This window comes from Rhizobium sp. Root1334, assembly GCF_001426665.1.
Classification (GTDB): domain Bacteria; phylum Pseudomonadota; class Alphaproteobacteria; order Rhizobiales; family Rhizobiaceae; genus Pararhizobium.
This window is the reverse complement of record NZ_LMEY01000015.1, coordinates 25822-49918: the sequence shown is the minus strand read 5'-3', so window position 1 is coordinate 49918 and position 24097 is coordinate 25822. Positions and strand designations below refer to the sequence as shown.

The 24097-nt window shown below is 58.8% G+C and carries 20 protein-coding genes and 5 pseudogenes; 15 read left to right on the top strand and 10 right to left on the bottom strand.

The features are described from left to right. The 3 genes from ASD36_RS17920 to ASD36_RS17910 form a co-directional block, all read right to left on the bottom strand. On the bottom strand, positions 1-1178 hold a 1178-nt coding region (locus ASD36_RS17920), incomplete at its 3' end, for an IS66 family transposase (RefSeq protein ID WP_060510665.1). 62 nt (positions 1179-1240) lie between these two features. Continuing rightward, positions 1241-1594 (bottom strand): IS66 family insertion sequence element accessory protein TnpB, encoded by a 354-nt coding sequence (gene tnpB, locus ASD36_RS17915; RefSeq protein ID WP_047637286.1) that lies wholly within the window; start codon positions 1592-1594, stop codon positions 1241-1243. Beyond that, entirely contained in the window at positions 1591-2022 is a 432-nt protein-coding gene (locus tag ASD36_RS17910) for a transposase (RefSeq protein ID WP_060641740.1), read from the bottom strand. Before ASD36_RS17910 ends, tnpB (ASD36_RS17915) begins: the two co-directional genes overlap by 4 nt. A 302-nt stretch (positions 2023-2324) precedes the next feature. Here ASD36_RS17910 and tnpB (ASD36_RS17905) point away from each other — a divergent pair, with 302 nt between their 5' ends. The 4 genes and pseudogenes from tnpB (ASD36_RS17905) to ASD36_RS30250 all read left to right on the top strand — a co-directional run. After that, positions 2325-2678, top strand: a complete 354-nt coding sequence (gene tnpB / locus ASD36_RS17905; RefSeq protein ID WP_060510663.1) for an IS66 family insertion sequence element accessory protein TnpB — start codon at positions 2325-2327, stop codon at positions 2676-2678. Positions 2679-2727: 49 nt separating this feature from the next. Further along, positions 2728-4298, top strand: a pseudogene (locus ASD36_RS17900) (IS66 family transposase). After that, positions 4295-4867: pseudogene (locus tag ASD36_RS17895) on the top strand (YecA family protein); the annotation flags it as partial. The pseudogenes ASD36_RS17900 and ASD36_RS17895, both read left to right, overlap by 4 nt. Before the next feature lie 101 nt (positions 4868-4968). Next, positions 4969-5151: pseudogene (locus ASD36_RS30250) on the top strand (aldehyde dehydrogenase family protein); the annotation flags it as partial. A gap of 103 nt (positions 5152-5254) precedes the next feature. Here the strand turns inward: ASD36_RS30250 and ASD36_RS17890 are convergent. From ASD36_RS17890 to ASD36_RS17880, 3 genes are all read right to left on the bottom strand, one after another. Further along, complete coding sequence (locus ASD36_RS17890) at positions 5255-6631, bottom strand: aspartate aminotransferase family protein (protein ID WP_060510657.1); 1377 nt, start codon at positions 6629-6631, stop codon at positions 5255-5257. Positions 6632-6671: 40 nt separating this feature from the next. Then, positions 6672-8168 carry an NAD-dependent succinate-semialdehyde dehydrogenase gene (locus ASD36_RS17885; RefSeq protein WP_060510655.1) on the bottom strand — a complete coding sequence of 499 codons (1497 nt, stop codon included), beginning with the start codon at positions 8166-8168 and terminating at the stop codon, positions 6672-6674. A 122-nt stretch (positions 8169-8290) separates the two neighbouring features. Beyond that, positions 8291-8785 carry an Lrp/AsnC family transcriptional regulator gene (locus ASD36_RS17880; RefSeq protein ID WP_060504914.1) on the bottom strand — a complete coding sequence of 165 codons (495 nt, stop codon included), beginning with the start codon at positions 8783-8785 and terminating at the stop codon, positions 8291-8293. A 106-nt stretch (positions 8786-8891) separates the two neighbouring features. On the opposite strand from ASD36_RS17880, the gene ASD36_RS17875 reads away from it, so the two are divergent. The 10 genes from ASD36_RS17875 to doeB all read left to right on the top strand — a co-directional run bounded on the left by ASD36_RS17875 (position 8892) and on the right by doeB (position 18516). Beyond that, the gene (locus ASD36_RS17875) at positions 8892-10277 is read left to right on the top strand and encodes a PLP-dependent aminotransferase family protein (protein WP_060510653.1); all 1386 of its coding nucleotides are present in this window, start codon (positions 8892-8894) and stop codon (positions 10275-10277) included. A gap of 121 nt (positions 10278-10398) precedes the next feature. Further along, positions 10399-11184 (top strand): ectoine/hydroxyectoine ABC transporter ATP-binding protein EhuA, encoded by a 786-nt coding sequence (gene ehuA, locus ASD36_RS17870; RefSeq protein ID WP_060510651.1) that lies wholly within the window; start codon positions 10399-10401, stop codon positions 11182-11184. 61 nt (positions 11185-11245) lie between these two features. Then, entirely contained in the window at positions 11246-12100 is an 855-nt protein-coding gene (ehuB, locus tag ASD36_RS17865; RefSeq protein ID WP_060510649.1) for an ectoine/hydroxyectoine ABC transporter substrate-binding protein EhuB, read from the top strand. A 90-nt stretch (positions 12101-12190) separates the two neighbouring features. After that, positions 12191-12850: an ectoine/hydroxyectoine ABC transporter permease subunit EhuC gene (gene ehuC / locus ASD36_RS17860; protein ID WP_060504918.1), complete on the top strand. Its 660-nt coding sequence runs from the start codon at positions 12191-12193 to the stop codon at positions 12848-12850. Positions 12851-12852: 2 nt separating this feature from the next. Further along, the gene (ehuD, locus tag ASD36_RS17855) at positions 12853-13515 is read left to right on the top strand and encodes an ectoine/hydroxyectoine ABC transporter permease subunit EhuD (RefSeq protein ID WP_060510647.1); all 663 of its coding nucleotides are present in this window, start codon (positions 12853-12855) and stop codon (positions 13513-13515) included. Next, on the top strand, positions 13515-14294 hold the full coding sequence (gene eutA, locus ASD36_RS17850) for an ectoine utilization protein EutA (RefSeq protein ID WP_060510727.1): 780 nt from the start codon (positions 13515-13517) through the stop codon (positions 14292-14294). The genes ehuD and eutA overlap by 1 nt, the downstream gene beginning before the upstream one ends. 3 nt (positions 14295-14297) lie before the next feature. Then, positions 14298-15302, top strand: coding sequence for a hydroxyectoine utilization dehydratase EutB (eutB, locus tag ASD36_RS17845; protein WP_060510646.1), 1005 nt, complete (start codon positions 14298-14300; stop codon positions 15300-15302). Beyond that, the gene (gene eutC, locus ASD36_RS17840; protein WP_060510644.1) at positions 15299-16291 is read left to right on the top strand and encodes an ectoine utilization protein EutC; all 993 of its coding nucleotides are present in this window, start codon (positions 15299-15301) and stop codon (positions 16289-16291) included. The genes eutB and eutC overlap by 4 nt, the downstream gene beginning before the upstream one ends. Positions 16292-16322: 31 nt before the next feature. After that, entirely contained in the window at positions 16323-17504 is a 1182-nt protein-coding gene (gene doeA, locus ASD36_RS17835) for an ectoine hydrolase DoeA (RefSeq protein ID WP_060510642.1), read from the top strand. Between the two features lie 7 nt (positions 17505-17511). Next, positions 17512-18516, top strand: coding sequence for a N(2)-acetyl-L-2,4-diaminobutanoate deacetylase DoeB (gene doeB, locus ASD36_RS17830; RefSeq protein ID WP_060510640.1), 1005 nt, complete (start codon positions 17512-17514; stop codon positions 18514-18516). Between the two features lie 578 nt (positions 18517-19094). Here the strand turns inward: doeB and ASD36_RS17825 are convergent. The 3 genes and pseudogenes from ASD36_RS17825 to ASD36_RS17820 all read right to left on the bottom strand — a co-directional run. Continuing rightward, on the bottom strand, positions 19095-20018 hold the full coding sequence (locus ASD36_RS17825) for a homocysteine S-methyltransferase family protein (protein WP_060510638.1): 924 nt from the start codon (positions 20016-20018) through the stop codon (positions 19095-19097). Positions 20019-20850: 832 nt separating this feature from the next. Beyond that, on the bottom strand, positions 20851-20994 hold the full coding sequence (locus ASD36_RS31135; protein ID WP_200954912.1) for a hypothetical protein: 144 nt from the start codon (positions 20992-20994) through the stop codon (positions 20851-20853). Positions 20995-21140: 146 nt separating this feature from the next. After that, positions 21141-21413: pseudogene (locus ASD36_RS17820) on the bottom strand (integrase core domain-containing protein); the annotation flags it as partial. A gap of 135 nt (positions 21414-21548) precedes the next feature. On the opposite strand from ASD36_RS17820, the gene ASD36_RS17815 reads away from it, so the two are divergent. After that, the gene (locus ASD36_RS17815) at positions 21549-22808 is read left to right on the top strand and encodes an IS110 family transposase (RefSeq protein ID WP_060510636.1); all 1260 of its coding nucleotides are present in this window, start codon (positions 21549-21551) and stop codon (positions 22806-22808) included. A 242-nt stretch (positions 22809-23050) separates the two neighbouring features. Here ASD36_RS17815 and ASD36_RS30240 read toward each other — a convergent pair. Beyond that, positions 23051-23920, bottom strand: a pseudogene (locus tag ASD36_RS30240) (IS3 family transposase); the annotation flags it as partial. Between the last annotated feature and the right edge of the window lie 177 nt (positions 23921-24097).

Below are 24097 nucleotides of genomic sequence, written 5' to 3'. Positions count from 1 at the left end.
GCGGCGATGCGAATGAGCGCCTCGTCGACGATGGGTGATCCGCTCTTTGGCGTGGCCTTGATCAGCTTTCTGCGCCCATGTGCCCAACAGAAAGCCAGCTTCAAGGGAACGCCACCCATCCGGTCCGACGTGGCGAGGTGCGAATAGCCACCGTAGGCATCCACCTGGATTGTCCCGTTGAACCCGTCGAGGATTTCAGCGGCATATTCGCCTTTACGCCCGGGCCGGTAATGGAACACCACGCCCGGCGGCGCGGAGCCATTCCAGCCGCGGTCGTCACGCAACACGGCCCAGAGATAACCGGCCTTCGTCTTACCTCGCCCCGGATCAAGAACCGGAGCTGTTGTCTCGTCGACATAGAGCCGCGTGCTTTCCCACAGCAGCCGTTTGGCCATGTGGTCGACCACCGGTGCGATTTCGCTGCCCGTGCGCCCCATCCAATCGGCCAGCACCGTGCGGTCGATCGGCACGCCGTGTCGCGCCATGACCTCGGCCTGCCGGTTGAGCGGCATATGTTCGGAATGCTTGGAGACGGCAATCTCCGCCAGTAGGGCTTCGGTCGGCCAGCTTCCTTCCAGGAGATGCGCCGGCGCTCTGGCCTGGACGACGCCCGTTCGACCCTTGGGACATGCGTATTTCGGGCGGATCGTGACGATCACCTCGTAGCGCGCCGGGACCCGGTCGAGCCGTTCCGTCCGGTCCTCGCCGATCCGGACCATGTTGCCGCAACCGCAGGGACAAGCGATGCTCTCGGGCTCGATCACGCGCTCGACCCGCGGCAGGTGTTCGGGCAGTGCACGAGCCTTCCGCTCCTTGCGAGGAGCGGCCTTTTCCGGATCGGATGTGCTGGCTTCGATCTTTTTCTCGACGGCGGCGATCCGCGCCTGTGTTTCGGCGATCGCCGTTTCAAGGTCTTCCAGCGCCAGTTCCATCTGCGCCGGATCTAGCTTTTCCGATTTCGGCCCGAACTTCGTGCGCCGATAGTCGTGAACCTGCCCCTCAAGCTTCTCGATCAGTTCCTTCAACTCGGAGATGAACGCGTCCTTTTCGGCCACCACAGCCTGCTCATGCTGACGTGCAGCACGCTCGACCGACAGCTCGAACTGCATCGCCGCAAAGGCTTTGACAACCTCTGGCGGAAGGTCCGGAAACAGGCTGAGATCAAGGGGCGATGACATGCGCCCTTATAGCAAGGCAGCACGAAAAAGCCAAATAAAACAATGCAAAGACGGCCAGATATTCACCCTGCCGCCGATGGCGCAATCACCCGTTGCGCCATGACCCGCCGCCAGTCAAGACCCTCGAACAAAGCCTCGTATTGACCCCTGGAAAGACGCATCGTCCCATCCTGCACCTTGGGCCAGGCAAAGCTTCCATGTTCAAGAATTTTGTAAGTTAGCACCATTCCTGTGCCATCCCACACCAGGATCTTCAGACGATCCCCGCGCTTCGACCGGAAGATCACCGTCACCCCGGAATGCGGATCAAGCTTCAATTCGGTTTGAACCATCAAAGCCAGCGCCTGATGCCCGCAGCGGAAGTCCACCGGCCGCGTCGCGATCAGGATCGGCAGTCGTTGGCCAGCGACGATCATGCCGTCCCTCGCATCGCTCGCACCAGAGCCGCCACACGTTCAACCGGCACGTCACCGGGAACCCGCATCACAACGTCCGGGCCGATCTCCAGCGTCAAGACCGCTGAAACCGCCTCCGGCAGTTTCGGCGGCGCTAAAACACCCACAGCCTCGCTCGGCTCCGCTGTGATCGCCAAAGGCACAAATGCAGGCTCGGCATCCACGTTCTCCGAAGGGCCCGGCATAGCCTCAAAAGGCAGGGCCAAAACCCCATCTCGTGCTTGTCGCCGCCAACTGGAAAGTTGGTTTGCTATAACGTCATGACGACGCGCAACATCAACAACACGAACACCGGGCTGAAAGCTTTCCGCTACAATCCGAGCCTTAACGTCATCCGGCCAACGCCGATTTCCCCGGCGCGGCTCGACAACTTCGTTTCTGCCATGCAAATCTCCAGTTAGTCCTGGAAACCTTCTCGCACACGCAGCAAGCCTCAAAATATAGCCAATCCAATGGGGCGGAGACGGCGCTTACCGCCGCCAAGGCGAAAATCATTGTCAAAAATGACAGGCTTTCCTCGCCCGGTTCACCCGGAAAACGGCTATGCCCACCCATCAACTCCACGGCCGCCGGTAAATAGAGGTGTCCAGCTGACTGTGCGCATTGAGATTCACGGTGCTTGTGTCGTTATCGAAGGCGGCGTTGACGAGCAGGCACTACGGACGGTGTTCAGTGCGCTGYGAGGGTTGGCTTGATCTCGCTTGGATCGGATTTGCGGATCCTGATTGCTTCAAAGCCGGTGGATTTTAGGAAAGGCATCAACGGTCTAGCGGCACTGGTGTCGACAGCGCTTGGCGCGAACCCTTATTCGGGTGACGTCTATATCTTCCGCAGTAAGCGCAACGATCGTTTGAAGATGGTGGTTTGGGACGGCAGTGGCATGGTGATGGTGRCCAAGGTTTTAGAAGATCGCCACTTTACCTGGCCCGCCGTTCGTGACGGGGCGGTTCACCTTGGCGCGAGCGAATTGGCGCTTTTGCTCRATGGCCTGGACTGGACAAAGGTAGAGAAAARGCCCGTGAAACGCCCYACAAAAATAGCGTGATCCCGTTGTAATCTATCGACAATTATGTGAACTCCGGCTAGTGTTGGTCATGCTCAACCGTGGCCAACACCTGCCTCGGGACCCTGACATTTTGGTCGGCATGGTCCTGGAAAGAGACGCTGAAATCGAGCGTCTGAAAGGCATGTTGAAGGCGGCCAACGCCCAGCCTTTTGGGCAAAAATCCGAAAAGTCGATTACTGTCTTGGAAGGACAAATACGTCTCGACCTGGGGGACGCGGAGCTTAACGTTGAGGTCGCTGCGGCCAACGATGAGCCAARGCCAGCTAGGGAGCCGGGCCAAGCAAGCGCCAAATCTCAACCCCGTCGCAACCTCGGTGCCCTACCTGAACATCTTGAACGCGTCGTTGAGGTCATTGAGCCATCATCCTTGGAATGTGCCTGCTGCCAGGGACAACTCCATCGCATCGGTGAAGAAGAAAGCGAGGCGCTGGCGTCACGGCCGGCTACGCTTTATGTTTTGCGCACCGTGCGGCCGAAATACGCCTGCCGGGCCTGTGAAGCCGGCATCGTTCAAGCCAAGGCGAGGCCGCGTTTGTTCGACGGCGGCCTGGCGACGACTTCCATGATCAGCAATGTGGTCGTGTGGCGATATGCCTGGTACCTGCCGCTCCACCGCCAGGTTCAGATGCTGAAAGGACAAGGGGTCCGTTTAGACACGTCAACGCTTTGTGGCTGGGTAAAGCGCTCAGCTTGGTGGCTGAAAACGCTCTATGATAAGCTCTTGGCCTATATCCATAGCCATTCCCGTGTGTTCGTGGATGAACCCGAATGCCGGTCCTCAAAAAAGGTCGAAAACGAACGAAAACCTGTCAGTTCTGGGCCCATGCGGTGGACGATCGTCCGTGGAACGGCCCGGCCTATCCGGCAGTGGCCTATGTCTTTGCGCAAGGTCGTGGCAAGGCGGAAATCCAATCGCAACTGGTGAACTACCGCGGGCTTTTGCAGGTCGATGCCTATAAAGCCTATAAGAGTTTGACCCGATCCGGCCGTCGGGCCGGAAAGATTACCCTTGCCTATTGTCTGGCCCATGCGCGTCGTAAGTTCGTAGATGTCTTCAAAAAGTACAAATCCGAGCTGGCAAAAACGGTGCTTGAGCGCCTGGCCGAAATCTATGCGATCGAAGCCAAGATCCGCGGCACGAGCGCCGAACATCGGCTCTCTGTTCGTCAGGCCAAAACCAGAGGCCTGATGGCTGATCTGAAAGTGCTTCTGGTGGACACGATCAAGGATATATCCGCGAAGGACCCCGTCGCATCCGCCATCAGATACACGCTGGGGCTTTGGTCCGGCCTAACCCTATTCCTGGATGACGGCAGGCTTGAGGTCGATTCCAACACCGTGGAGCGCAATATGCGGAGCATTGCGCTTGGGCGCGTCAATAGCCTATTTGCCGGCAGTGATGGCGGCGCCGAATCTTGGGCCATTCTAGGATCCTTGCTGACGACAGCCAAGTTGAACGGCCTCGATCCCTATACGTGGCTGAACGACGTGCTTGAGCRCATCGTGTCGGGCGAGATAAAGTCGACCTCCCTTGAGCGTTGCCTGCCATGGCATTGGAAACGAGAACACGCAGATATGAATTTGGCGGTGGCGGCGTGAAACGGCCCAAGCGTGCGAAACTTCTAACYCTGGAACAGTTGGAGGCCTGGTTCGACAAGACTGAGCCGGCACCGCCTTGTGGCGGCGTCTCGATGATGAACGGCTTCCTGACCGGTTTGGCGGCTGGTCCGGTCTTCCTGTTGCCAAATGACTGGATGTTCCATGTCATAGGCGATCACGAGAAGAGAGCGTTCATTGGCAACAAGGTCCAGGCGGTGATCGAYACGATCGTCGATCATTACAACCTCATAGCCCACCAGCTAACGACGCCCCACCGATATGCTCCGATGTTGATGCGCACTGACGAGGAAGAGGTGCTTTCCGGAGACTGGGCTGACGGGTTCTTTGGGGCCATCGGCTTAAACTTTGAAGAATGGGCGCCCCTGTTCGCTCACAAGCAGACCGGCGAACCAATCATGGGCATTCTCATTCAATGCACAAAGCCCGATCTGATCGAAATGATCGCGACGGCGTTTCCAAAGCCGCCTGAGGCCATTCTTAAAGACGCCTGGCGTACGATTCCGTTCGCGGTCGAGAGCATCTACGCGCACTGCAAGCCGATACGCTTTAGGCGCTTCCTATGTTGCCTTTGGCGTCAGGCGACATCACGACGTAGCGAACCCATCGAACGTCAAGGCAAATTGCTGTGGGGCGCTCGCAACGGATACCCTTTACCGGTTCGATCGGTACGGGAAAGCGTGTCGCTGCTGCTTCCATCGAACATAACCGCAAGTTCCAGCTGGAAATGGGCGGCAAGAACCCGATGGTCGTGCTTGATGATACCGACCTGACCGTTGCCGTCGAGGCTGCTGCCAATTCCGGCTTCTTCGCGACCGGTCAGCGTTGCACTGCTGGAACGTTGAGCATCCTGCGCCCTGATGGCAAAAACAACTCTGCCGTGCCCCGAGGAGAGCACGGCAGCGACTATCTTTGTATTGGTATTGGGTGGCTTCTCGTCACCGGCCTAAAACGGCTTCGATGGCGCTGGCCGCAGCCTTCACGACGGTGTCGGCCTCTTCGCGGGTCAGGCAGAGGGGCGGGGCAAAGCCGAGGATGTCGCCCTGCGGCATCGCGCGGCCGATGACACCGCGCTCCAGCAGTGCCGCCGAGATCTGAGGGCCGATCTTGCGTGATGGATCGAAAAATTTCCGGTCGTCCCTGTCTTCGACGAACTCGATCGCCGCCATCAGGCCGTCGCCGCGCACCTCGCCGACATTCCTGTGGCTGGAGACGGCCTTTGCCAGTTCGGCGCGGAAATAGGCGCCGGTGGAGCCGGCATTTTCGACAAGGCCGAGTTCATCCACCAGTTCCAGATTGGCAATGCCGGCTGCGGCGCAGATCGGGTGGGCGGAATAGGTCCAGCCATGGCCGATGGCGCCCATCCTGTCGGAACCCTCGACCAGCACCTGCCACATCCTGTCCGAGACGATCGAGCCGGAGAGCGGTGCATAGGCCGATGTCAGGCCCTTGGCTATGGTGATCAGATCCGGCTTGATGCCGTAATGGCTGGAGCCGAACATCGAGCCGAGACGGCCGAAACCGGTGACGACTTCATCGGCGATCAGCAGGATGTCGTATTTTTCAAGCACGGCCTGGATCTTCTGCCAGTAGCCGGCCGGCGGTGGCACAATGCCGCCGGTCCCGAGGATCGGTTCGCCGATGAAGGCGGCAACCGTCTCCGGACCTTCTGCCAGGATCATCTCTTCCAGCGTGTCGGCGCAGTGTTGCGAAAACTGCTCTTCGCTCATCGACCGGTCGGCGCGGCGAAAATAGTAGGGGGCTTCCGTATGCAGGATCGGCGCACGCGGCAGGTCGAACAGATTGTGGAACAGGTCGAGACCGGTGAGGCTCCCGGTCATGACGCCGGAACCGTGATATCCCCGCCAGCGTGAAATGATCTTCTTCTTTTCCGGACGGCCGAGGATGTTGTTGTAGTACCATATCAGCTTGATATTGGTCTCGTTGGCATCCGATCCGGAAAGTCCAAAATAAACGCGGCTCATATGCGATGGCGCCCGGTCGATGATCATCTTCGACAGGGTTATTGAGGCTTCCGTGCCGTGGCCGACATAGGCGTGATAATAGGCCAGGTTCTTTGCCTGTTCGGCGATAGCATCGGAAATCTTCTGGCGGCCATAGCCGACATTGACACAATAGAGGCCGGCAAATGCATCGAGACTGGTGCGGCCGTTGGTATCGGTGATGTAGACACCTTCGCCGCCGGCAATGATCCTCGTCGAAGCCTCGCCGCGCGCGTGCATGCCCATATGGGTTGACGGATGGAAGAAGTGGTCGCGGTCCCAGGCGGTCATTTCGTTGCTGTGGTCGGACATATGCGGATTCCTTGAGTCTGTTTAAAAAGGGGGCGCGCGTTCAGGCGGCCGTGTCGATGCAAAGATATTTGAGCTCGGTGAAAGCCTCGATCCCGTGGCGCGAACCTTCGCGGCCGATACCGGATTGTTTCCAGCCGCCGAAGGGAATAGGGCCGCCGGTGACTTTCACCCGGTTGATGGCGACCATGCCATATTCGAGCGCCCGGCCGAGCCGCATCTGACGTGCACCGTTTTCGGTGACTATATAGACGACGAGGCCATACTCGGTGTCGTTGGCACGATCGATCACCTCGGCTTCTGTGTCGAATGCCGTTACGGCCGCCACTGGACCAAACGTTTCCTCGCGCATGATCAGGGCACCTTCGGGGACATTGACGAGAAGCGTCGGCGTGAAGAACAGCGGTCCGGCCTCATGGCGTTTTCCGCCGGTAAGGCAGCGTGCGCCACGCTTGATCGCGTCCGCCACATGCTCTTCAACCTTTTCCACCGCGCGATCATGCATCAGCGGGCCAATTTCCGTACCGGGTTCGAGGCCGTTGCCGATTTCCAGAGCTTCGATGCGCGCCCTGAAAGCAGCGTTGAAGGCATCGAGGATCGGGCGTTGCACGAAGATACGATTAGCGGCGAGGCAATCCTGCCCCGACGTTGCGAACTTGGCGTTGACGGCGATATCGACCGCTTTGGCGATATCCGCGTCGTCAAAGACGATCAGTGGTGCGTGGCCGCCGAGCTCCATCACCAGCCGTTTCAGCGTCGGTGCGCATTGCCCGGCGATAAGCTTGCCGATCTCGGTGGAGCCGGTGAAGCTGACGGCGCGGACACGACTGTCTTCGCACAAACGGCCGACAATGGTAGCAGCATCACCGGTAACAACGTTGAAGACGCCGGCGGGAATGCCTGCCCGTTCTCCAAGCTCTGCCAGCGCCAGCGCCGAAAGAGGGGTTTGTGAGGAGGGGTGGGCGACGACCGTGCAGCCCGCAGCCAGTGCCGCCGCCGCCTTGCGAGTGATCATGGCGGAAGGGAAGTTCCAGGGGGTGACAATGCCAGCAACACCCAGCGCTTCACGGCGTACGATCATCTCGGCGCCGGGTAGATGGCTGGTGACGTTCTCGGCGTTCAGCCGCTTTCCTTCCTCGGCGTACCATTCGATGAATGAGGCGGCGTAATCGATTTCACCTCTGGACTCTGACAGCGACTTTCCCTGTTCCAGAGTCATGATCAACGCCAGATCATCCTTGGCAGCGAGGATCAGTTCATACCAGCGGCGCAGGATTTTGGCGCGCTCCTGCGGCAATAGCGAGCGCCATTTTGGAAAGGCGCGTGTGGCAGCATCGATGGCTTGCGTGGTCTCGTCGGCGTCCAGTCCGGAAACCCAGGCAAGCGGTACGGACGTGGCGGGGTCGCACACTTCAAAAGTGCGGTTCGCAGCATTGGCAACCCAGTGCCCGCCGACATAAGCGAGCGATTTCAAGAGATGCTTGTCGTTTAGCCGCGCGAGAGCGTCGTGACAGGCGGGTCGTGCGAAAACAGCATTCATCTGCGGCTCCTCGTGCTTTCGATTGGCACCCAGTCTGACAGCTTCGAGGCGAGAGATGGTCTCTTGGGCGGGACGCCGGAAGAGGATCTGTCCAAATGAAGGGCTTGCCGCAGAGGAAATGTCTAGCCGTCCGCGGCCTCACCTTGCGACAGGAGGACTGGGAGCGGCAGGACGGTCTCTTCCTTCACTGTCTTGGTCACAATGTAGGTGAAATAGCGGGCAATCCCGATTTCGCGGTCCAGCAGGTCATCGACCAGCCGCTGATACGCATCGATGTCCGGTGCCATTATTTTCAGGATGTAATCGACACCGCCGCCAACCGACCAGCAGGCGACAATTTCGGGAATGGCGGTTACTGCGCGCTCGAAGCGATCGAAATCCATCTGACGGTGATTGCCAAGCGTAACTTCCATCATCACGCTGGCAACGGGCGCCACGCGGCGCACCGCGACCCGGGCGTGATAGCCTGAGACAATCCCTGCCTTTTCGAGCTTGCGCAGCCGCATCCAGCACGGTGTCGCCGATAAGCCGACTTCTTCTGCCAGCGCCACTTTGGTGATGCGGCCATCCCGTTGAACAGCTTCCAGAATGCGCAGGTCGATGGCGTCAAGTTTCATTCGGACTGGTATCCCGGTGTGAAAATCATGGCAGATGTTATGAAATCGAGAGGGTGAATGCAAATTTTGGATTGTCAATTGACCTGAATTTTAGCACTGTAAAATCATGACAAATTGGCGCCCCGATCCACAGCAGCTTCGCCGTCCGGCCTATCTCTCACTTGCTGAGCAGATTGCCAACGCGATTCACGACGGCAAGCTGATCAATGGCGAACGATTGCCGACGCATAGAAGGCTCGCGGAAGATCTGAAGCTGTCGATCCAGACGGTCAGTCGCGCCTATGACGAGTTGATCCGTCGCGGCATGATCGCCGGCGAAATCGGACGTGGCAGTTTCGTGCAGACCCAGCCAAAAGAGCCGGAGCCGCCTTATCTGCCGGAACGGTTGGGCGAGGTCATCGACCTGTCGATCCTGAAGCCGGTTTGTGAGCAGATTCACCTTGATAGAATGCGCGAGGCCTTCGGCTGGCTGGCAGAGAACCTGCCGTCGAGTTCGGCCTTGTCGTTTCGGCCGAACATGGTGTTTCCGCGCCATCGGGCAGTAGCGGCCGAGTGGCTGGCGCAATGCGGATTGGAGGTTTCTCCGCTCAACGTCAATCTCACCAATGGTGCCACCTCGGGTATGACAGTGGCGTTGATGAGCGTCGCGCCACCAGGGTCAACCGTGGCAACCGAGGCGATCAGCCACCACACGCTGGTCCCACTCTCAAGCTATCTGGGCATTCATCTGGAAGGCCTGGCCATCGACGAAGACGGAATGATCCCGGAGGCCTTGGACGAAGCCTGCCGGAAGGGGCCGATCCGGGCCGTTTTCCTTCAGCCTTCGGTGGTTAATCCGACCGCAACATTGATGAGCGCCGAAAGGCGTCAAGCGCTGGCGGCCGTTGCGGCCAGGCATGATATTGCCATCATCGAAAACGATATCCTCGGCCCATTGGTCGAAAATAGGCCGCCGCCGCTGCAAACCTTTGCGCCTGAGCGCACGCTCTATGTCACGAGTTTCACCAAGATCACCGTACCGGGCTTGCGCATCGGTTATCTCGTCGCGCCCGACCGCTACGTTGCGGCGGTTGCCAATCGGCATCTCGTTTCCAACTGGATGGCGACGCCCGCGATTGCCGAGATCGCAACGCGTTGGGTCAGTAACGGTACCGCGTTGGAACTGGTCAACTGGCAGCGCCGTGCGCTGGCGCGGCGTCATGAGATTGCGACGGAAGCCTTGGGCGCGCTTGTTTACCATTCTCATCCACAAAGCCTGCATATCTGGCTGCCGCTGACCTGCCAGCATACGGAAGAAGGGTTCGTGGCGCAGGCGCGGCTGCGCGGCGTGGCGATCGCGCCGGGCATCTCTTTCCAGACGGCTGATCATGGCCGCGCGCCTGCGGTGCGTATCTCGCTTGGTTCGACATCCGAGACGGAGCTGCGCACAGGGCTCGGCATCGTCGCATCGCTGGCGCACGGAAATCCGGAAGCGCTGCTGCTTGCGATTTGACAGCTTCGCCCGTCAAATGGGCAGGGAAAGAATAATTGTCATGAGATTATTTTGACAATTGACATGATTTGATACGCTCGTCATCGTTAGGCATCGCTCGTCTCAACAGGAAGAGATCTGCATGCCTTCGCCCATTATCCGCATCGACAATATATTAAAGACCTACGGGCCGTTGACAGTGCTCGACGGTCTGTCGATGGATGTCATGCCGGGTGAGAAACTGGCGCTGATCGGCCCCTCCGGGTCGGGCAAGACGACCATCCTGCGTATCCTCATGACGCTGGAAAAGATCAATGGCGGTCATATTGAGGTCGATGGGGATCAACTGTACCACATGCAGAAGGCGGGCAGCCTGGCAGCTGCCGATGAAAAGCATCTGCAAAAGATGCGCACGAAGATCGGCATGGTCTTCCAGCACTTCAATCTGTTCCCGCATAAATGTGTGCTCGACAATATCACGCTGGCACCGATGCTGACCAAGGGCGAGACAAAAACCGCCGCTGAAGCAAGGGCGATGGAGCTTCTCGATATGGTCGGCATGGCGGAGAAGGCAAAACACATGCCTGCGCAACTGTCCGGCGGACAGAAGCAGCGCGTCGCCATCGCCCGTGCCTTGGCACTTTCGCCGAAGATCATGCTGTTCGATGAGGTGACCTCTGCGCTCGATCCGGAACTGGTCGAGGAAGTCCTGAACGTCATGCGCAAACTTGCTGCCGAGACCGACATGACCATGCTGCTTGTTACCCACGAAATGGGCTTTGCCCATGACTTTGCCGATCGTGTGTTGTTCTTCGACAAGGGAAGGATCGTCGAGGAGGGCAAGCCGGACGACATATTCCGAAATCCCAGGCAGGAGCGCACGCAGAATTTCCTGCGCAAGATAATCGCGGCGGGGCACCGCGTCTGATCGTTGCGGCGATCGGTCAATGCCCCGATAAAAATAGAAAAAATCCAGAGGAGTTGGAACGATGAGATTGAAGCATTTCATGACGATGGCAGCCGGCGCCACGGCGTTGATGACTGTTCTTGCTACAGCCCCGGCGAACGCCGACGATGCCAATCTGGAAGCGTTGAAGGCGCAAGGCTTCGCCCGCATCGCCATCGCCAACGAGCCGCCGTTCACGGCTGTTGGCGCCGACGGCAAGGTTTCCGGTGCGGCCCCCGACGTCGCCCGCGAAGTCTTCAAGCGGCTTGGTGTGCCGGATGTGGTAGCGTCGATCTCGGAATATGGCGCGATGATCCCGGGCCTGCAGGCCGGCCGGCACGATGCCGTCACCGCCGGTCTGTTCATGAAGCCAGAGCGTTGTGCAGCCGTCGCGTATTCCGAGCCGGTCCTGTGTGATGCAGAAGCGATGCTCGTCAAGAAGGGCAACCCGAAGGGCTTCAAGAGTTATGCCGATGTAGCCAACGATCAGTCCGCCACCATCGGCGCGCCGGGCGGCGGCACGGAAGAAAAGCTGGCGCTGGAAGCCGGCGTTCCGCGCGACCGCGTCATCGTCGTGCCGGATGGTCAGAGCGGTCTGAAGATGCTGCAGGACGGTCGCATCGACGCCTACTCGCTACCGGTGCTGTCAATCAACGATCTCGTCAAGAAGGCCAATGATCCCAACCTGGAGGTTATCGCTCCGGTTCAAGGCGCGCCGGTTTACTGCGATGGCGCAGCTTTCAAGAAGGGCGACGAGGCTCTGCGCGATGCCTTTGACGTCGAATTGGCAAAACTCAAGGAATCCGGCGAGTTCGCCAAGATTATCGAGCCTTATGGTTTTTCGGCCGCGGCGGCGATGTCGACGACGCGCGAAAAGCTTTGTGCTGCTGCCAACTGACGGCCAACCGGAGAGGGGGGCGCCGCCTCTCCTTTTCCACCCGGGCCCGGCAGGACCTGGCTTTGAAACGGCAGGGACAGAGAAAGCAAGATGATCGACTGGTCCGGCTATATAGGGCTGATACTGCAAGGTGCGCTGGTGACCGTCGAGCTGACGGTCATGGGGTCAGCATTGGCGCTGGTCATGGCGTTTACTGCCGGCCTTGGCCGCATGTCGCGCTTTGCCGCCGTGCGCGCACTTGCCACGGTCTACATCGAGTTCTTTCGTGGCACCTCGATCTTCGTCCAGTTGTTCTGGGCCTATTTCGTCCTGCCGTTTGCCGGGATCACACTGACGCCGATGCAGGCGGGCGTTCTGGCGTTGGGCCTGAATGTCGGCGCTTATGGAGCAGAGGTGGTGCGGGGGGCCGTCCGGGCTATCGGCCGGGAGCAGCTCGAGGCGTGCGTCGCCCTCAATCTCGGCCGTTATCACCGGATGCGGCACGTGATCTTGCCGCAGGCGTTGCCGCTGATGCTGCCGACCTTTGGCAACAATGCCATCGAATTGTTGAAAGGCACGGCCGTGGTCTCGCTGATCTCGCTGACCGACATGACCTTCCAGGCGCAAGTGGTGCGCGCGCAGACAGGCAGCACGCTGATCCCGTTTGCGACAATTCTCGTTCTCTATTTCGCCATGGCCATGGCTGTTTCTGCCGGTGTGCGGTGGCTGGAGCGCCGCGCTTCGCGCGGTCTTGATGGAATGAGGGTCTGATCATGGAATGGGATTGGGCATTCGTCTGGCAGATCATGCCGCCCCTTCTCGAAGGGTTGAAGATCACCATCCTTGCGACTGTGCTTGGGGCGATCGTTGCCGCGGTCGTGGGCCTGGTCCTGGCAATCGCAAGACGCTCGCCGAGCCCGGCAATTGCCCGTCCGGTCGGACTTCTGGCCGATTTCATTCGCGGTACGCCGCTTCTGGTGCAGCTCTATTTCATTTTCTACGTGCTGCCGGATATCGGCATTCGCTTGTCGCCGCTGGTCGCCGGTGTCATCGGCCTTGGAACCCATTACGGGACCTATGCCGCCGAGGTTTATCGGGCCGGCATAGACAATGTGCCGCGCGGCCAGTGGGAGGCAGCGCGTGCCACCAATCTCAGCATCCGGCAGACATGGATCCATGTCGTGCTGCCGCAGGCAATTCCACCGATGATCCCGGCGCTCGCCAACTATTTCATTGCCATGTTCAAGGAGACGCCGCTGCTCTCCGCCATCACCGTGCTGGAACTGATGAACCAGGCAAAGAGCGTCGCTAACAGCAGCTATCGTTATATCGAGCCGATCACCATGGTCGGCGTGTTCTTCCTGGTCATCAGCCTGATCTCGGTGGTTGCGCTGCGTTTCCTGGAAGAACGTTATGCCCGGGTGGATGAACGATGATGACAGACAATATCCAGCTTGAAATGGCAAGCCGTACGCCCGGCCTCGACGATCGCCCGCTGGCAAAACGCATCGGCCTGATCATTTTGGCGACGGACCACACGACCGAGGTCGACTTCCAGCGCATTGTGGCCAGTGAGCGCATCGGCGTCTATGTCACCCGCATCCCCTATGCCAATCCGGTGACGCCGGAAAACCTGCTGAAGATGCAGCCGTCACTAACCGCAGGTGCCGCGTTGATCCTGCCGGACGAGCCGCTCGACGTGGTCATGTATTCCTGCACCTCGGCGTCCGTCGTCATCGGGGATGCGCAGATCGAGGCTGCGGTTCAGGCAGCAAAACCCGGCGTTCCGGTTGTCACACCCACGGATGCGGCTGTCCGTGCCCTGAAGGCTGTGGGCGCCAAGCGAATTTCGGTACTGACGCCCTATACCGTCGAAACCAGCCGCCCGATGGCCGCTTATTTCGCCAATCTCGGTTTCGAGATCGACCGCTTCACGTGTCTTGGCCTGACTGATGATCGGGAAATGGCGCGCATTTCTCATGTCGAGATCGCCGCCTTCGCCGAAGAAGCCATGGCGCCGGAATCCGATGCATTGTTCATTTCCTGCACCGCCGTTCGCGCCGCAGAGGTCGTTCCCCGTATCGAAAGGGTGCTTGGAAAACCGGTGGTGAGCAGCAATCTGGCGACCGCTTGGGCGTGCATCAGGATCTGCGGCGATGTTGTTTCGCGACCGGATCTCGGCATTCTCATGACCAAGCCCTATCCGGAGCGGTGACAGATGAGCCAGCACCGGCAATTGGTTTCACTGGATGACATCAGGACAGCGGCCGCTCGCATTGCCGGGCATGTCTTTCACACGCCGATGATGCAGTCTGCGGCACTTGGAGAGCTGGCAGGTGTTTCGGTCCATCTCAAGCTTGAACATCACCAGATCACCGGCAGCTTCAAACTGCGCGGTGCAACCAATGCATTCTTGTCGCTGACATCTGCCGAGCGCGCTCGTGGTGTTGTGGCCGCATCCACCGGCAATCATGGCCGGGCGCTTGCGCATGCGGCAAGGGCGCAGGGCGCGGTCGCGACGATCTGCATGTCGCGCCTGGTGCCTGACAACAAGGTTTCAGAAATCCGCAAGCTCGGCGCCGAGATCCGCATTGCCGGGAATTCGCAGGACGAAGCGCAGGAAGAGGTCGACCGGCTTGTTGCCGAGAAGGGCATGGTCATGGTGCCACCGTTCGATGACGCGGCTGTCATCGCCGGGCAGGGAACGCTCGGGCTCGAGATCGTGGATCAAGTGCCCGAGGTGGAAACCGTGCTTGTGCCGCTATCCGGTGGTGGGCTGGCGGCAGGCGTTGCCTGTGCCATCAAGGCTTTGAGACCAAACACCAAGATCATCGGTCTGACCATGGAGCGCGGGGCAGCGATGAAAGCGAGCCTTGATGCGGGGCACCCGGTTCAAATCGAGGAACTGCCGAGCCTTGCGGATTCGCTTGGCGGCGGTATCGGGCTCGGTAATGCGCTGACCTTTGCCATGTGCCGGGATTTGCTGGACGACGTGATCCTTCTATCCGAAGAAGAGATTGCCGCCGGTCTGCGTCATGCCTACGCGGCCGAGCGCGAGATCGTTGAAGGCGCCGGTACCGTCGGTATCGCCGCCCTTCTGTCCGGACGAGTGACATCGACCGGCCCCATCGTCGCCATCCTGTCCGGACGCAACATCGACATGGATCTGCATCGCCGGATCATCAACGGCGCGTCCGCCTTGCCCGTAGAGGTGGCGGCATGAGCCGGATGATCATTTTGACAGAGGCAGATCTGCGAGCCGTGGTGAAACTGGATATGGACGCAATTGCTTGCGTGGAAGACGCCTTCCGGGCGCTTGCGACCAAAGAGGTTGTCATGCCGCCAATCCTCAGGCTCGACATTCCCGAACATCGCGGCGAGGTCGATGTGAAGACCGCCTATGTGCCCGGCCTTGATGGTTTCGCCATCAAAATCAGCCCAGGTTTCTTCAACAATCCGGCGATCGGTCTGCCGAGCACCAATGGCATGATGGTTCTTCTGTCGGCAACAACCGGCCTCGTGCAGGCGCTGTTGCTCGATAACGGTTACCTGACGGATGTGCGCACTGCCGCTGCCGGCGCTGTCGCCGCAAGACACCTGTCGAGGCCGGATGCCCGTATTGCCACGATCTGCGGTGCGGGCATGCAGGCACGGCTGCAATTGCAGGCGCTAACCCTGGTGCGGCCGATCCGCGAGGCACGGATTTGGGCGCGGGACATGGCAAAGGCAGAAAAGACGGCCATCGATCTGACGCGGGCGCTTGGCATCACTGTCGTCGCCATGGCTGATCCGCAGCGTGCCATCGCTGGCGCGGATATCGTCGTCACGACGACGCCCTCGGAAACGCCGATCCTCAAGGCGGAATGGCTGGAGCCGGGGCAGCACGTTACTGCAATGGGATCCGATGCCGAGCATAAGAACGAGATCGAACCGGCGGCGATTGCCAAGGCCGGTCTCTACGTTGCCGATCGTCTGGCACAGACCCGGCGGCTCGGCGAGTTGCATCACGCAATCAGAACTGGCGCCGTCGCTCCGAATGCTGATTTTCCCGAGCTCGGTCAGATCGTCGCCGGTGAGAAGCAGGGGCGCACCGCCCCTAACCAAATCACCATCGCCGACCTCACCGGGACCGGTATCCAGGACACGGCCATTGCAACACTCGCCCTTGCGCGTGCCGGCCTTGCCGGCGCGGGCACGCCATTTGAAAGCTGAGACCGGCAAAGCCGGAGAATGAGGGAGAAAGATGACCCAACCGAACCTCAAATTTTCCCTTGGGGAATACGAGAGGCGTCTCGCCAAGACGCGCAAGGCCATGGAAGCAAAAGGCATCGATCTGCTGATCTGTAGCGATCCTTCCAATATGGCGTGGCTCACCGGCTATGACGGCTGGTCGTTCTATGTGCATCAGGCCGTCATCGTGCCGCCGAGCGGCGAACCGATCTGGTTCGGCCGTGGGCAGGACGCCAACGGCGCCAAGCTGACAGCCTATTTGAAACACGAGAACATTATCGGTTACCCCGATCACTATGTGCAATCGACCGAGCGTCATCCGATGGATTATCTGTCTGCCAAGCTCGTCGAGCGCGGCTACGACAGGCTAACGATCGGCGTTGAAATGGACAATTACTGGTTTTCGGCGGCCGCCTTCGCAGCCCTGGTCAAGCATCTGCCTCATGCGCGTTTCGTTGATGCAACGGCACTGGTCAACTGGCAGCGGGCAGAAAAAAGCGAGACCGAGATCAAGTACATGCGCAACGCTGCCCGTATCGTGGAAGGCATGCACCAGCGCATCTTCGATAAAATCGAAGTCGGAATGCGCAAATGCGATCTGGTTGCCGAAATCTACGATGCCGGTACCCGCGGCGTCGATGGCATCGGTGGTGATTACCCGGCCATCGTGCCGCTGCTTCCGTCAGGCGTCGATGCTTCTGCACCGCACCTGACCTGGGATGACAGGCCGATGAAGCGGGGCGAGGGAACGTTTTTCGAGATTGCCGGTTGCTACAATCGCTACCATGTGCCGTTGTCGCGCACCGTCTTCCTCGGCAAGCCGACGCAGGAATTCCTCGACGCGGAGAAGGCAACGCTCGAAGGCATGGATGCGGGACTGGCTGCGGCCAAACCCGGAAATACCTGTGAGGATATCGCCAACGGCTTCTTCGCGGTGCTGAAGAAATACGGCATCGTCAAGGATAACCGAACCGGCTACGGCATCGGTATCTCTTATCCGCCGGATTGGGGCGAGCGCACCATGAGCCTGCGCCCCGGCGATCGGACGGAGCTAAAGCCCGGCATGACCTTCCATTTCATGACCGGGCTCTGGCTGGAAACGATGGGGCTGGAAATTACCGAAAGCATCTTGATTACCGATACTGGCGTCGAATGCCTTGCGAATGTACCGCGCAAACTGTTCGTCAAGGATTGAACCTGCCATGAACGACACAGGACTGCGACCGTCCCCAATCACGCCAATGGTCGATTTTTCGGCCGAGGGTATCCAGCATGGCTTCCTGCGGCTGCCCTATAGCCGTGACGATTCGGCCTGGGGCTCTGTGATGATCCCGATCACGGTCATCAAGAACGGGGCGGGCCCAACGGCCCTTCTCACCGGCGGCAATCATGGCGACGAATATGAAGGGCCGATTGCCCTGTTCGATCTCGCACGCACATTGCAGGCGGACGATGTGTCCGGGCGCGTCATCATCGTTCCGGCGATGAATTATCCCGCGTTCCTGGCAGGCACGCGAACGTCGCCGATCGACAGGGGCAATCTCAATCGCAGCTTTCCGGGCAGGCCCGATGGCACCGTGACCCAGAAAATCGCCGATTATTTTCAGCGTGAACTCTTGCCCCTTGCCGACATCGTTCTCGATTTCCATTCCGGAGGCAAGACACTCGATTTCCTGCCTTTCTGTGCCGCCCACATCCTGTCCGACAAGGCGCAGGAGGCGCGCTCCTTCGAACTCGTCGAGGCATTCTCGGCACCTTACTCCATGAAGATGCTGGAAATCGACGCCGTCGGAATGTACGATACCGCAGCAGAAGAGATGGGCAAGATCTTCATCACCACCGAACTCGGCGGCGGAGGTACGGCAACGGCGAAAAGTGCTGGCATTGCCAAGCGCGGCGTCAGGAACATTCTATCCAAGGCCGGGATCGTCAAAGGCGCCCTTGACGTAGCGCAGACACAGTGGCTCGACATGCCGGATGGCGATTGTTTCTGTTTTGCAGAAGACGCCGGGCTCATCGAACCGCTTGCGGATTTAGGCGATACTGTCAGCAGAGGCCAGGCTGTAGCCCTCATCCATCCTGTCGGGCGCACCGGCCAGGCGCCGATCGAAATCTCTGCAAAGATGGATGGTGTTTTCTGCGCACGGCACTTTCCCGGTCTTGTCAAGGCAGGGGATTGCGTCGCGGTCCTTGCAATAACCGTCTGATGGCGGCTGCGGTGCCGCAATGGGTATGGCGCCGTATATCGGCCATGCCTCGGCGTCGCGTCTAGAACGATGGCGTGGCGTGGCTTACCGAAGTCTGGCAAATGATGGACTTCAACCTGAAGCGGCTGGCTTGGCGCGCCCGCTATGGAAAAACTCGAGGGCGTCAGGATGGGAAACAGCACCTTGATCGTGGCACCGCACGCCAGCGACGTTGCTGCCGGGGCAGAAGTCCGTTCGGCCGTAGCGCAGGGTTTTGAACCGCTCTTGTTCTAACTTCAGCAGGCGGCTATCGACCAGGGTTTGAGCCCTGGATGCGAACATAGTCACTAGATTTCAAGATCACTTGCTTTCGTCGTCTCGAACCACTCGCGATGGCGCTGCTCGTCCTGCACTGCCTTGAGAAAAGGGCTTTCAATCCGGATATCGCGTCCTCTTGCAGGGAAGCCAGCTCGTAAGCCGTCTTGCCTTTAGTATCACGCAGTCACCCGCTAAGTCGGCAAGCGCGACCTTGCTCGCCGTTTGCTGGTAGTTCCCACGCAGAACAGGGCCTGTTATTAAAAAGTTTGGACATTCGGGGCTCAGACCCCCGCCGCGATCAAAGCCTTGATGTGTCGAATATCTGAGCCGCAGCATCCGCCCACAACGCGCAGGCCAGGGAGGCGCTGTGCCATTTCAGCGTAAAGCGTGCCGAACTCCTGTGGATCACCGTCGTCAAGGTCGGTGGCTTCGTCCAATTCGGCATGGCTCCGGCGGGAGGCGTTTGGCCGGACCATGCCGATCCGGCTGAGCCAGCGCGACGGCATTAGTTTGCTGAAATGATCAGGATGAGCGCAGTTGATCCCGTAATAGCGAGCGTAGCCGCCAGTTGCGGCTTCGACCTCACTCAGTGCGGAGTCAAGGTCTTGCCCGGTCGGCAAACGTCCGTCGGTCTCCACTGTAAATGAAAGCGTAAAAGGCAGGCCCAGTTCACGCGCCCGGTTGACTATTCCAATCGCCTCGCCAGGATGGGTGATGGTAAATGCTGATGCGATGTCGACACCTTCCTCGGCAAAGGTCTCGAGCTGGGCGGTGTGCAGGTGGGCCGCTTCACTCGGGGTTAAAAGGTGCTCGGGAGCGTAGCCGTCGCCGGCTGGCCCGAGCGCTCCCTCGATCAATATGTGGTCACCCCAGGGATGGCTCCGTCGCAAATCTTGTGCAAACGCGACAGCGCGCCGGTTAACGTTTCGGATGCCAGCGTCGTCCAGTCCCAGCTTCGGCCCCCAGCCGCCATTGGCCCGCCAGGTCGGCGTGCCCATCACAAAGCCTCGGCTCGCTGCTTGGGCCATGTCGAAATAGGAAACCGCGTAGCTCCGCAGCATCTCGCGACCCTCTGGGCTGTCAAGCAAGACGAACGAGGCGAACAGCGGCAAATCGGCGCCCTTGTGGAAGATGAGGTCGGTCTCCATGCCCCCGTCGCTGATGAAGGGGTTTGTTGATAACAAGAGGCGGTCAACTAGATCCATGATATCCTTCCCCAAAGGAAATATTTTAAATTCTGGTGACGCGGTAGAGCTACGAAGCACAGCGCGACGGGAGTATTCCACACGCCGTCGCCTTGGTGTTGATCTACCGCCCATGGCCGTCAGCCCCCTTTCTGGCGGCCGACATCTCTTATCGGGACCGGGAAGTCGAGGTCGAGGTGGTTTTAGATCAACCGGGTCCGCGCAGCCTGCATCACATCGTTCTTGCTGCCACGAATGAAGGCAACGCGCGCGTTCTCGGTAACGACCTTTCCGTCGAATGCTCCGTCCGAGTACTGGACTTTAACTGCTTCAGGCCATTCAGATTTGTTGATGCCAGAGTAACCCTATTCTTATCCGCAACTAAATAACAGTGATACCTAAAACACAAGGCGCATGATGCGGGACCTGACCCATCAACTTTTCGACGGGAAACTGCCAAAAAGAGAAAAGGCCGGTGAAACTCACATCGACTTCCGTCGTCACTCACGCCGCCGCCAATACATCTGTGGTCAACATTGCGAGGAACTTTGAAAGTAACAGGGCCCCGTAAATCAGGACCGGCAGCGACTGATTGTTCGAAACCCAGTCATTCGGTTTAATGATGCAGTGGCCCAATTGGTTGCGAAGCGTGCCCGACACCTGCTAACGAATGGCCCACTCCCCCAGTCACGCATCCCGCGTTGCCAAACTCGCAAGCCGCAGAGTCCGTAATCAGCGTCAATATCGCAGACTTAAAATTCTTCGATGGCTGCTTCAGGTTGAACTACAGGCGCAGCTCAAATGCGTTAACAGCCGTCAATCACCGGAAAAAGGCGTAACGGTTAGGAGCCTTTCACCAATCGTCAGGACGCTTCGGATCAACGGTTGCAGCGTAGATGTGCCATTTTCCAGGAACGCCACACAGATCCGTTTCACCACGTGTCTCGAACGCAACGCCGGAGCCAACGACGAGGTCCTTCACCGTCCCCGAGGCCACGACTTCTCCGGCATCGGCGTGAGCTAGAAGGCGCGAAGCAAGATGGACGGCTATCCCGCCCAATTCGCCACCGCGCCTTTCAAACTCGCCAGTGTGTAGGGCGGCACGGTAGTCCCCCCGTTTTTAACGGGCCCGGTCAGTAGAATTTACGCTGCCATTTTCAATTTCTGCATCGGCGTTATGCCGCCGATAGCCATATTGGGTCGGTCATTGTTGTATGTCCAGAGCCAGTGTGTGGCGTGATCCTGCACCTCCTTGATGGTATCGAACATGAAGCATCCCAGCCACTCATGCCGAACCGTGCGGTTGTAACGCTCGATATAGGCATTTTGCTGCGGTTTGCCCGGCTGGATATGGGCGATGGTGATGTTTCGCTTTTCCGCCCATGCCAGAAGCGTGCCGCTGACATATTCCGGGCCGTAACACCTTCGGAACTTTGCGCTTGTTGAGGCTGTGACCGGCTGCGTAGCCCCACTCAGGCGAAGCAGGTGGTCATAGCCGGGCATCAGGCCTCACAGTGGTTTTGCAAAGCCACACTGCAAAGGAGACCGGCTATGACCAATGGCAACATTACCGCATCTGCTCCCGTTCTGGCAGCTATCGATATTGCAAAGGAACGCCATGAGGTATTGATCGAAGCGCCAGACAAAAAGCGTCGACGTCGAGTGAGCGTGCTCAACAATCTCGATGAATTCGATCGCCTCATAGGCCTGCTGCGTAGCTATCAGCGTCCTGTTCGCGTCGCCTTCGAGGCAACGGGAAACTATCATCGCGCATTGGCATACCAGCTCGGCTGCGCCGGCTTCGAGGTCAAACTGATCTCGTCTATCGCGCTGGCCCGGACCCGGGAGGCCTTGCATAATTCATGGGATAAAAATGATCCGAAGGATGCCCAGGTTATCCTCCATATGATGACCATTGGTGCCGAGCAGTTTTACCATGACCCATTGATGCACGGCACCAATGACATTCAGGAGCTGTCAAAGACGCACGACATGGTCTCAAGGTCGAAGACAGAACTTTGGCATCGGATCCTGACACATTACCTGCCATTGTATTTCCCTGAAGCGGACCGTTTTCACCGCAGCTCGCGCAGCGATTGGTTCTTCGCTTTCCTCGAACTGTTCCCGTCCCCGCACTTTATTGCAGCCATGAGCAAGGGAGCTTTCATCGAAGCGGCCTGGGATGTCGTCGGACGCAAGGTTGGCAAAGAGCGTTTGCTGGCAGACATTTACACCACGTCCACACGTTCGATCGGCCTTCCAGTTACACCGGACTCTGGCGCTATCTGCATGTTTCGTATGATCCTGGCCGAGGGCAGAAGCCTGATCGCCCAACGTAATCAGATTGAGACGCGTGCGGTTGCGATGCTGAAGGACAACGCAGATTACCAGCTCTTATGCACAATCCCCGGCATTGGCCCAATCAATGCTCTGACAATCCTGGCAGAGGCCGGAGACCTGCGCCGCTTTCAACACCATCGCCAGTTCCTGAAGTTTTGCGGCATGGATCTTGCGACAATCCAGTCAGGGATGTTTCGAGGCCAGACCAAGCTCTCCAAATATGGAAATGCACGGCTGAGGCGAACCTTATGGATGGCAGCTCAAGTCGCGATATTGCAGCGCGCCAACAGCTTCCGCGACAAGTTCGAGCGATACATCACAAAGGACCGCCACAACACCCATTTACGTCGCAAGGCGTCAACAGCAATCGCCGCCAAGATGGCCCGCACCGTACATGCGGTTATCAAGAGCGGTGAACCCTATCACCCCTTCTTTGAAGGGACGATCCACAGCGGAAGGACCATTCTCTGACAGTGCCGTGGAGGCGTTGAGCTGCTCAGCGACCTCGTAGATAATATTCAGGCCTTCCGCTCGACGGCAAAAGGATCTCGTCTTAAGGACGGTGAGAGCCGCGATCATGCGTACTCTGTGTTTGTTATGGGAGAGACCGTTCGTTGACGATCGGCCGGGCCTACATCATAATTCAAACGCATCGGGAGACCGACGCGATTACGACCTGCTGCCAAAACGGCGCTTCATTCCGAATATAGGACGTTATCGACGCGAATAATATCCGGCTTGCCACGCCACGCCACTCCACGCCACTCAATGATGCGGTTGAGGGATCGAACGACGCGCTCGGCTGGTAATGAGAAATCGACCTCGATACCGAGCCCCTCGCGGTTGAAGTCATCAATGACGTTCAAAGTCCTGAACGAGCGACCGTCGACCAACTGGTCGGCCATGAAGTCCATAGACCAGGTCTGGTTGGGTTGTTCCGGCACTGCCAGCGGTTCGGGTCGCTCCCGCACAAGACGTTTCCTGGGCTTGATCCTGAGGTTGAGCTCCAGTTCGCGATAGATGCGGTAAACCCTTTTATGGTTCCAACCGAACCCCTTGATGTTGCGTAGATAAAGGAAGCACAGGCCGAACCCCACGCCTTCCGGGCTGCCGTCAGACGCAGTAGCCAGTCGGCAATGTCTTCGTTCTCGCTGTCGAGCTTGCATCCATAGCGGTAGCACGTCTCGCTGATCGAGAACGTCCGGCACGCGAGCGCCACGTTGATATTATGCATCCGGACCGCTTGCATGGCCATCCCTTGGCCGACAGGCAAATGCTCCTGCATTTGCCGTAAGGCTCCTTGCGTTGAGACGGCCTCAGCGCTTTTTTCCAAGCGCTTCCTTCAGCAGATCGTTCTGCATGCTCAATTCCGCATACATCTTCTTCAACCGCCGGTTCTCGTCCTCCATCCTCTTGATTTGGCTGACCATGGACGCGTCCATGCCGCCGAACTTCGCTCGCCACTTGTAAAAGCTGGCATCGCTCATGCCATGCTCCCGGCACAACTGTGCGACCGCAATGCCGTCCTCCGCCTGCTTGAGGATCGCCATGATCTGCGCGTCGCTGAATCGTGATGTCTTCATCGGAATCTTCTCCAAAATCATTGTAAGAAAATTCTACTTTTAAACCCGATTAGTTTGCGGGGGGATTACCGACGTTCGGGCAAACTTTGCCCCCTCAAAAGGGGACGTCGTGGCCGCGTCGCCCCTTTGATCGCTTCGCGCGACTACTGATAACGGGTCTGTATGTATCGACATGCT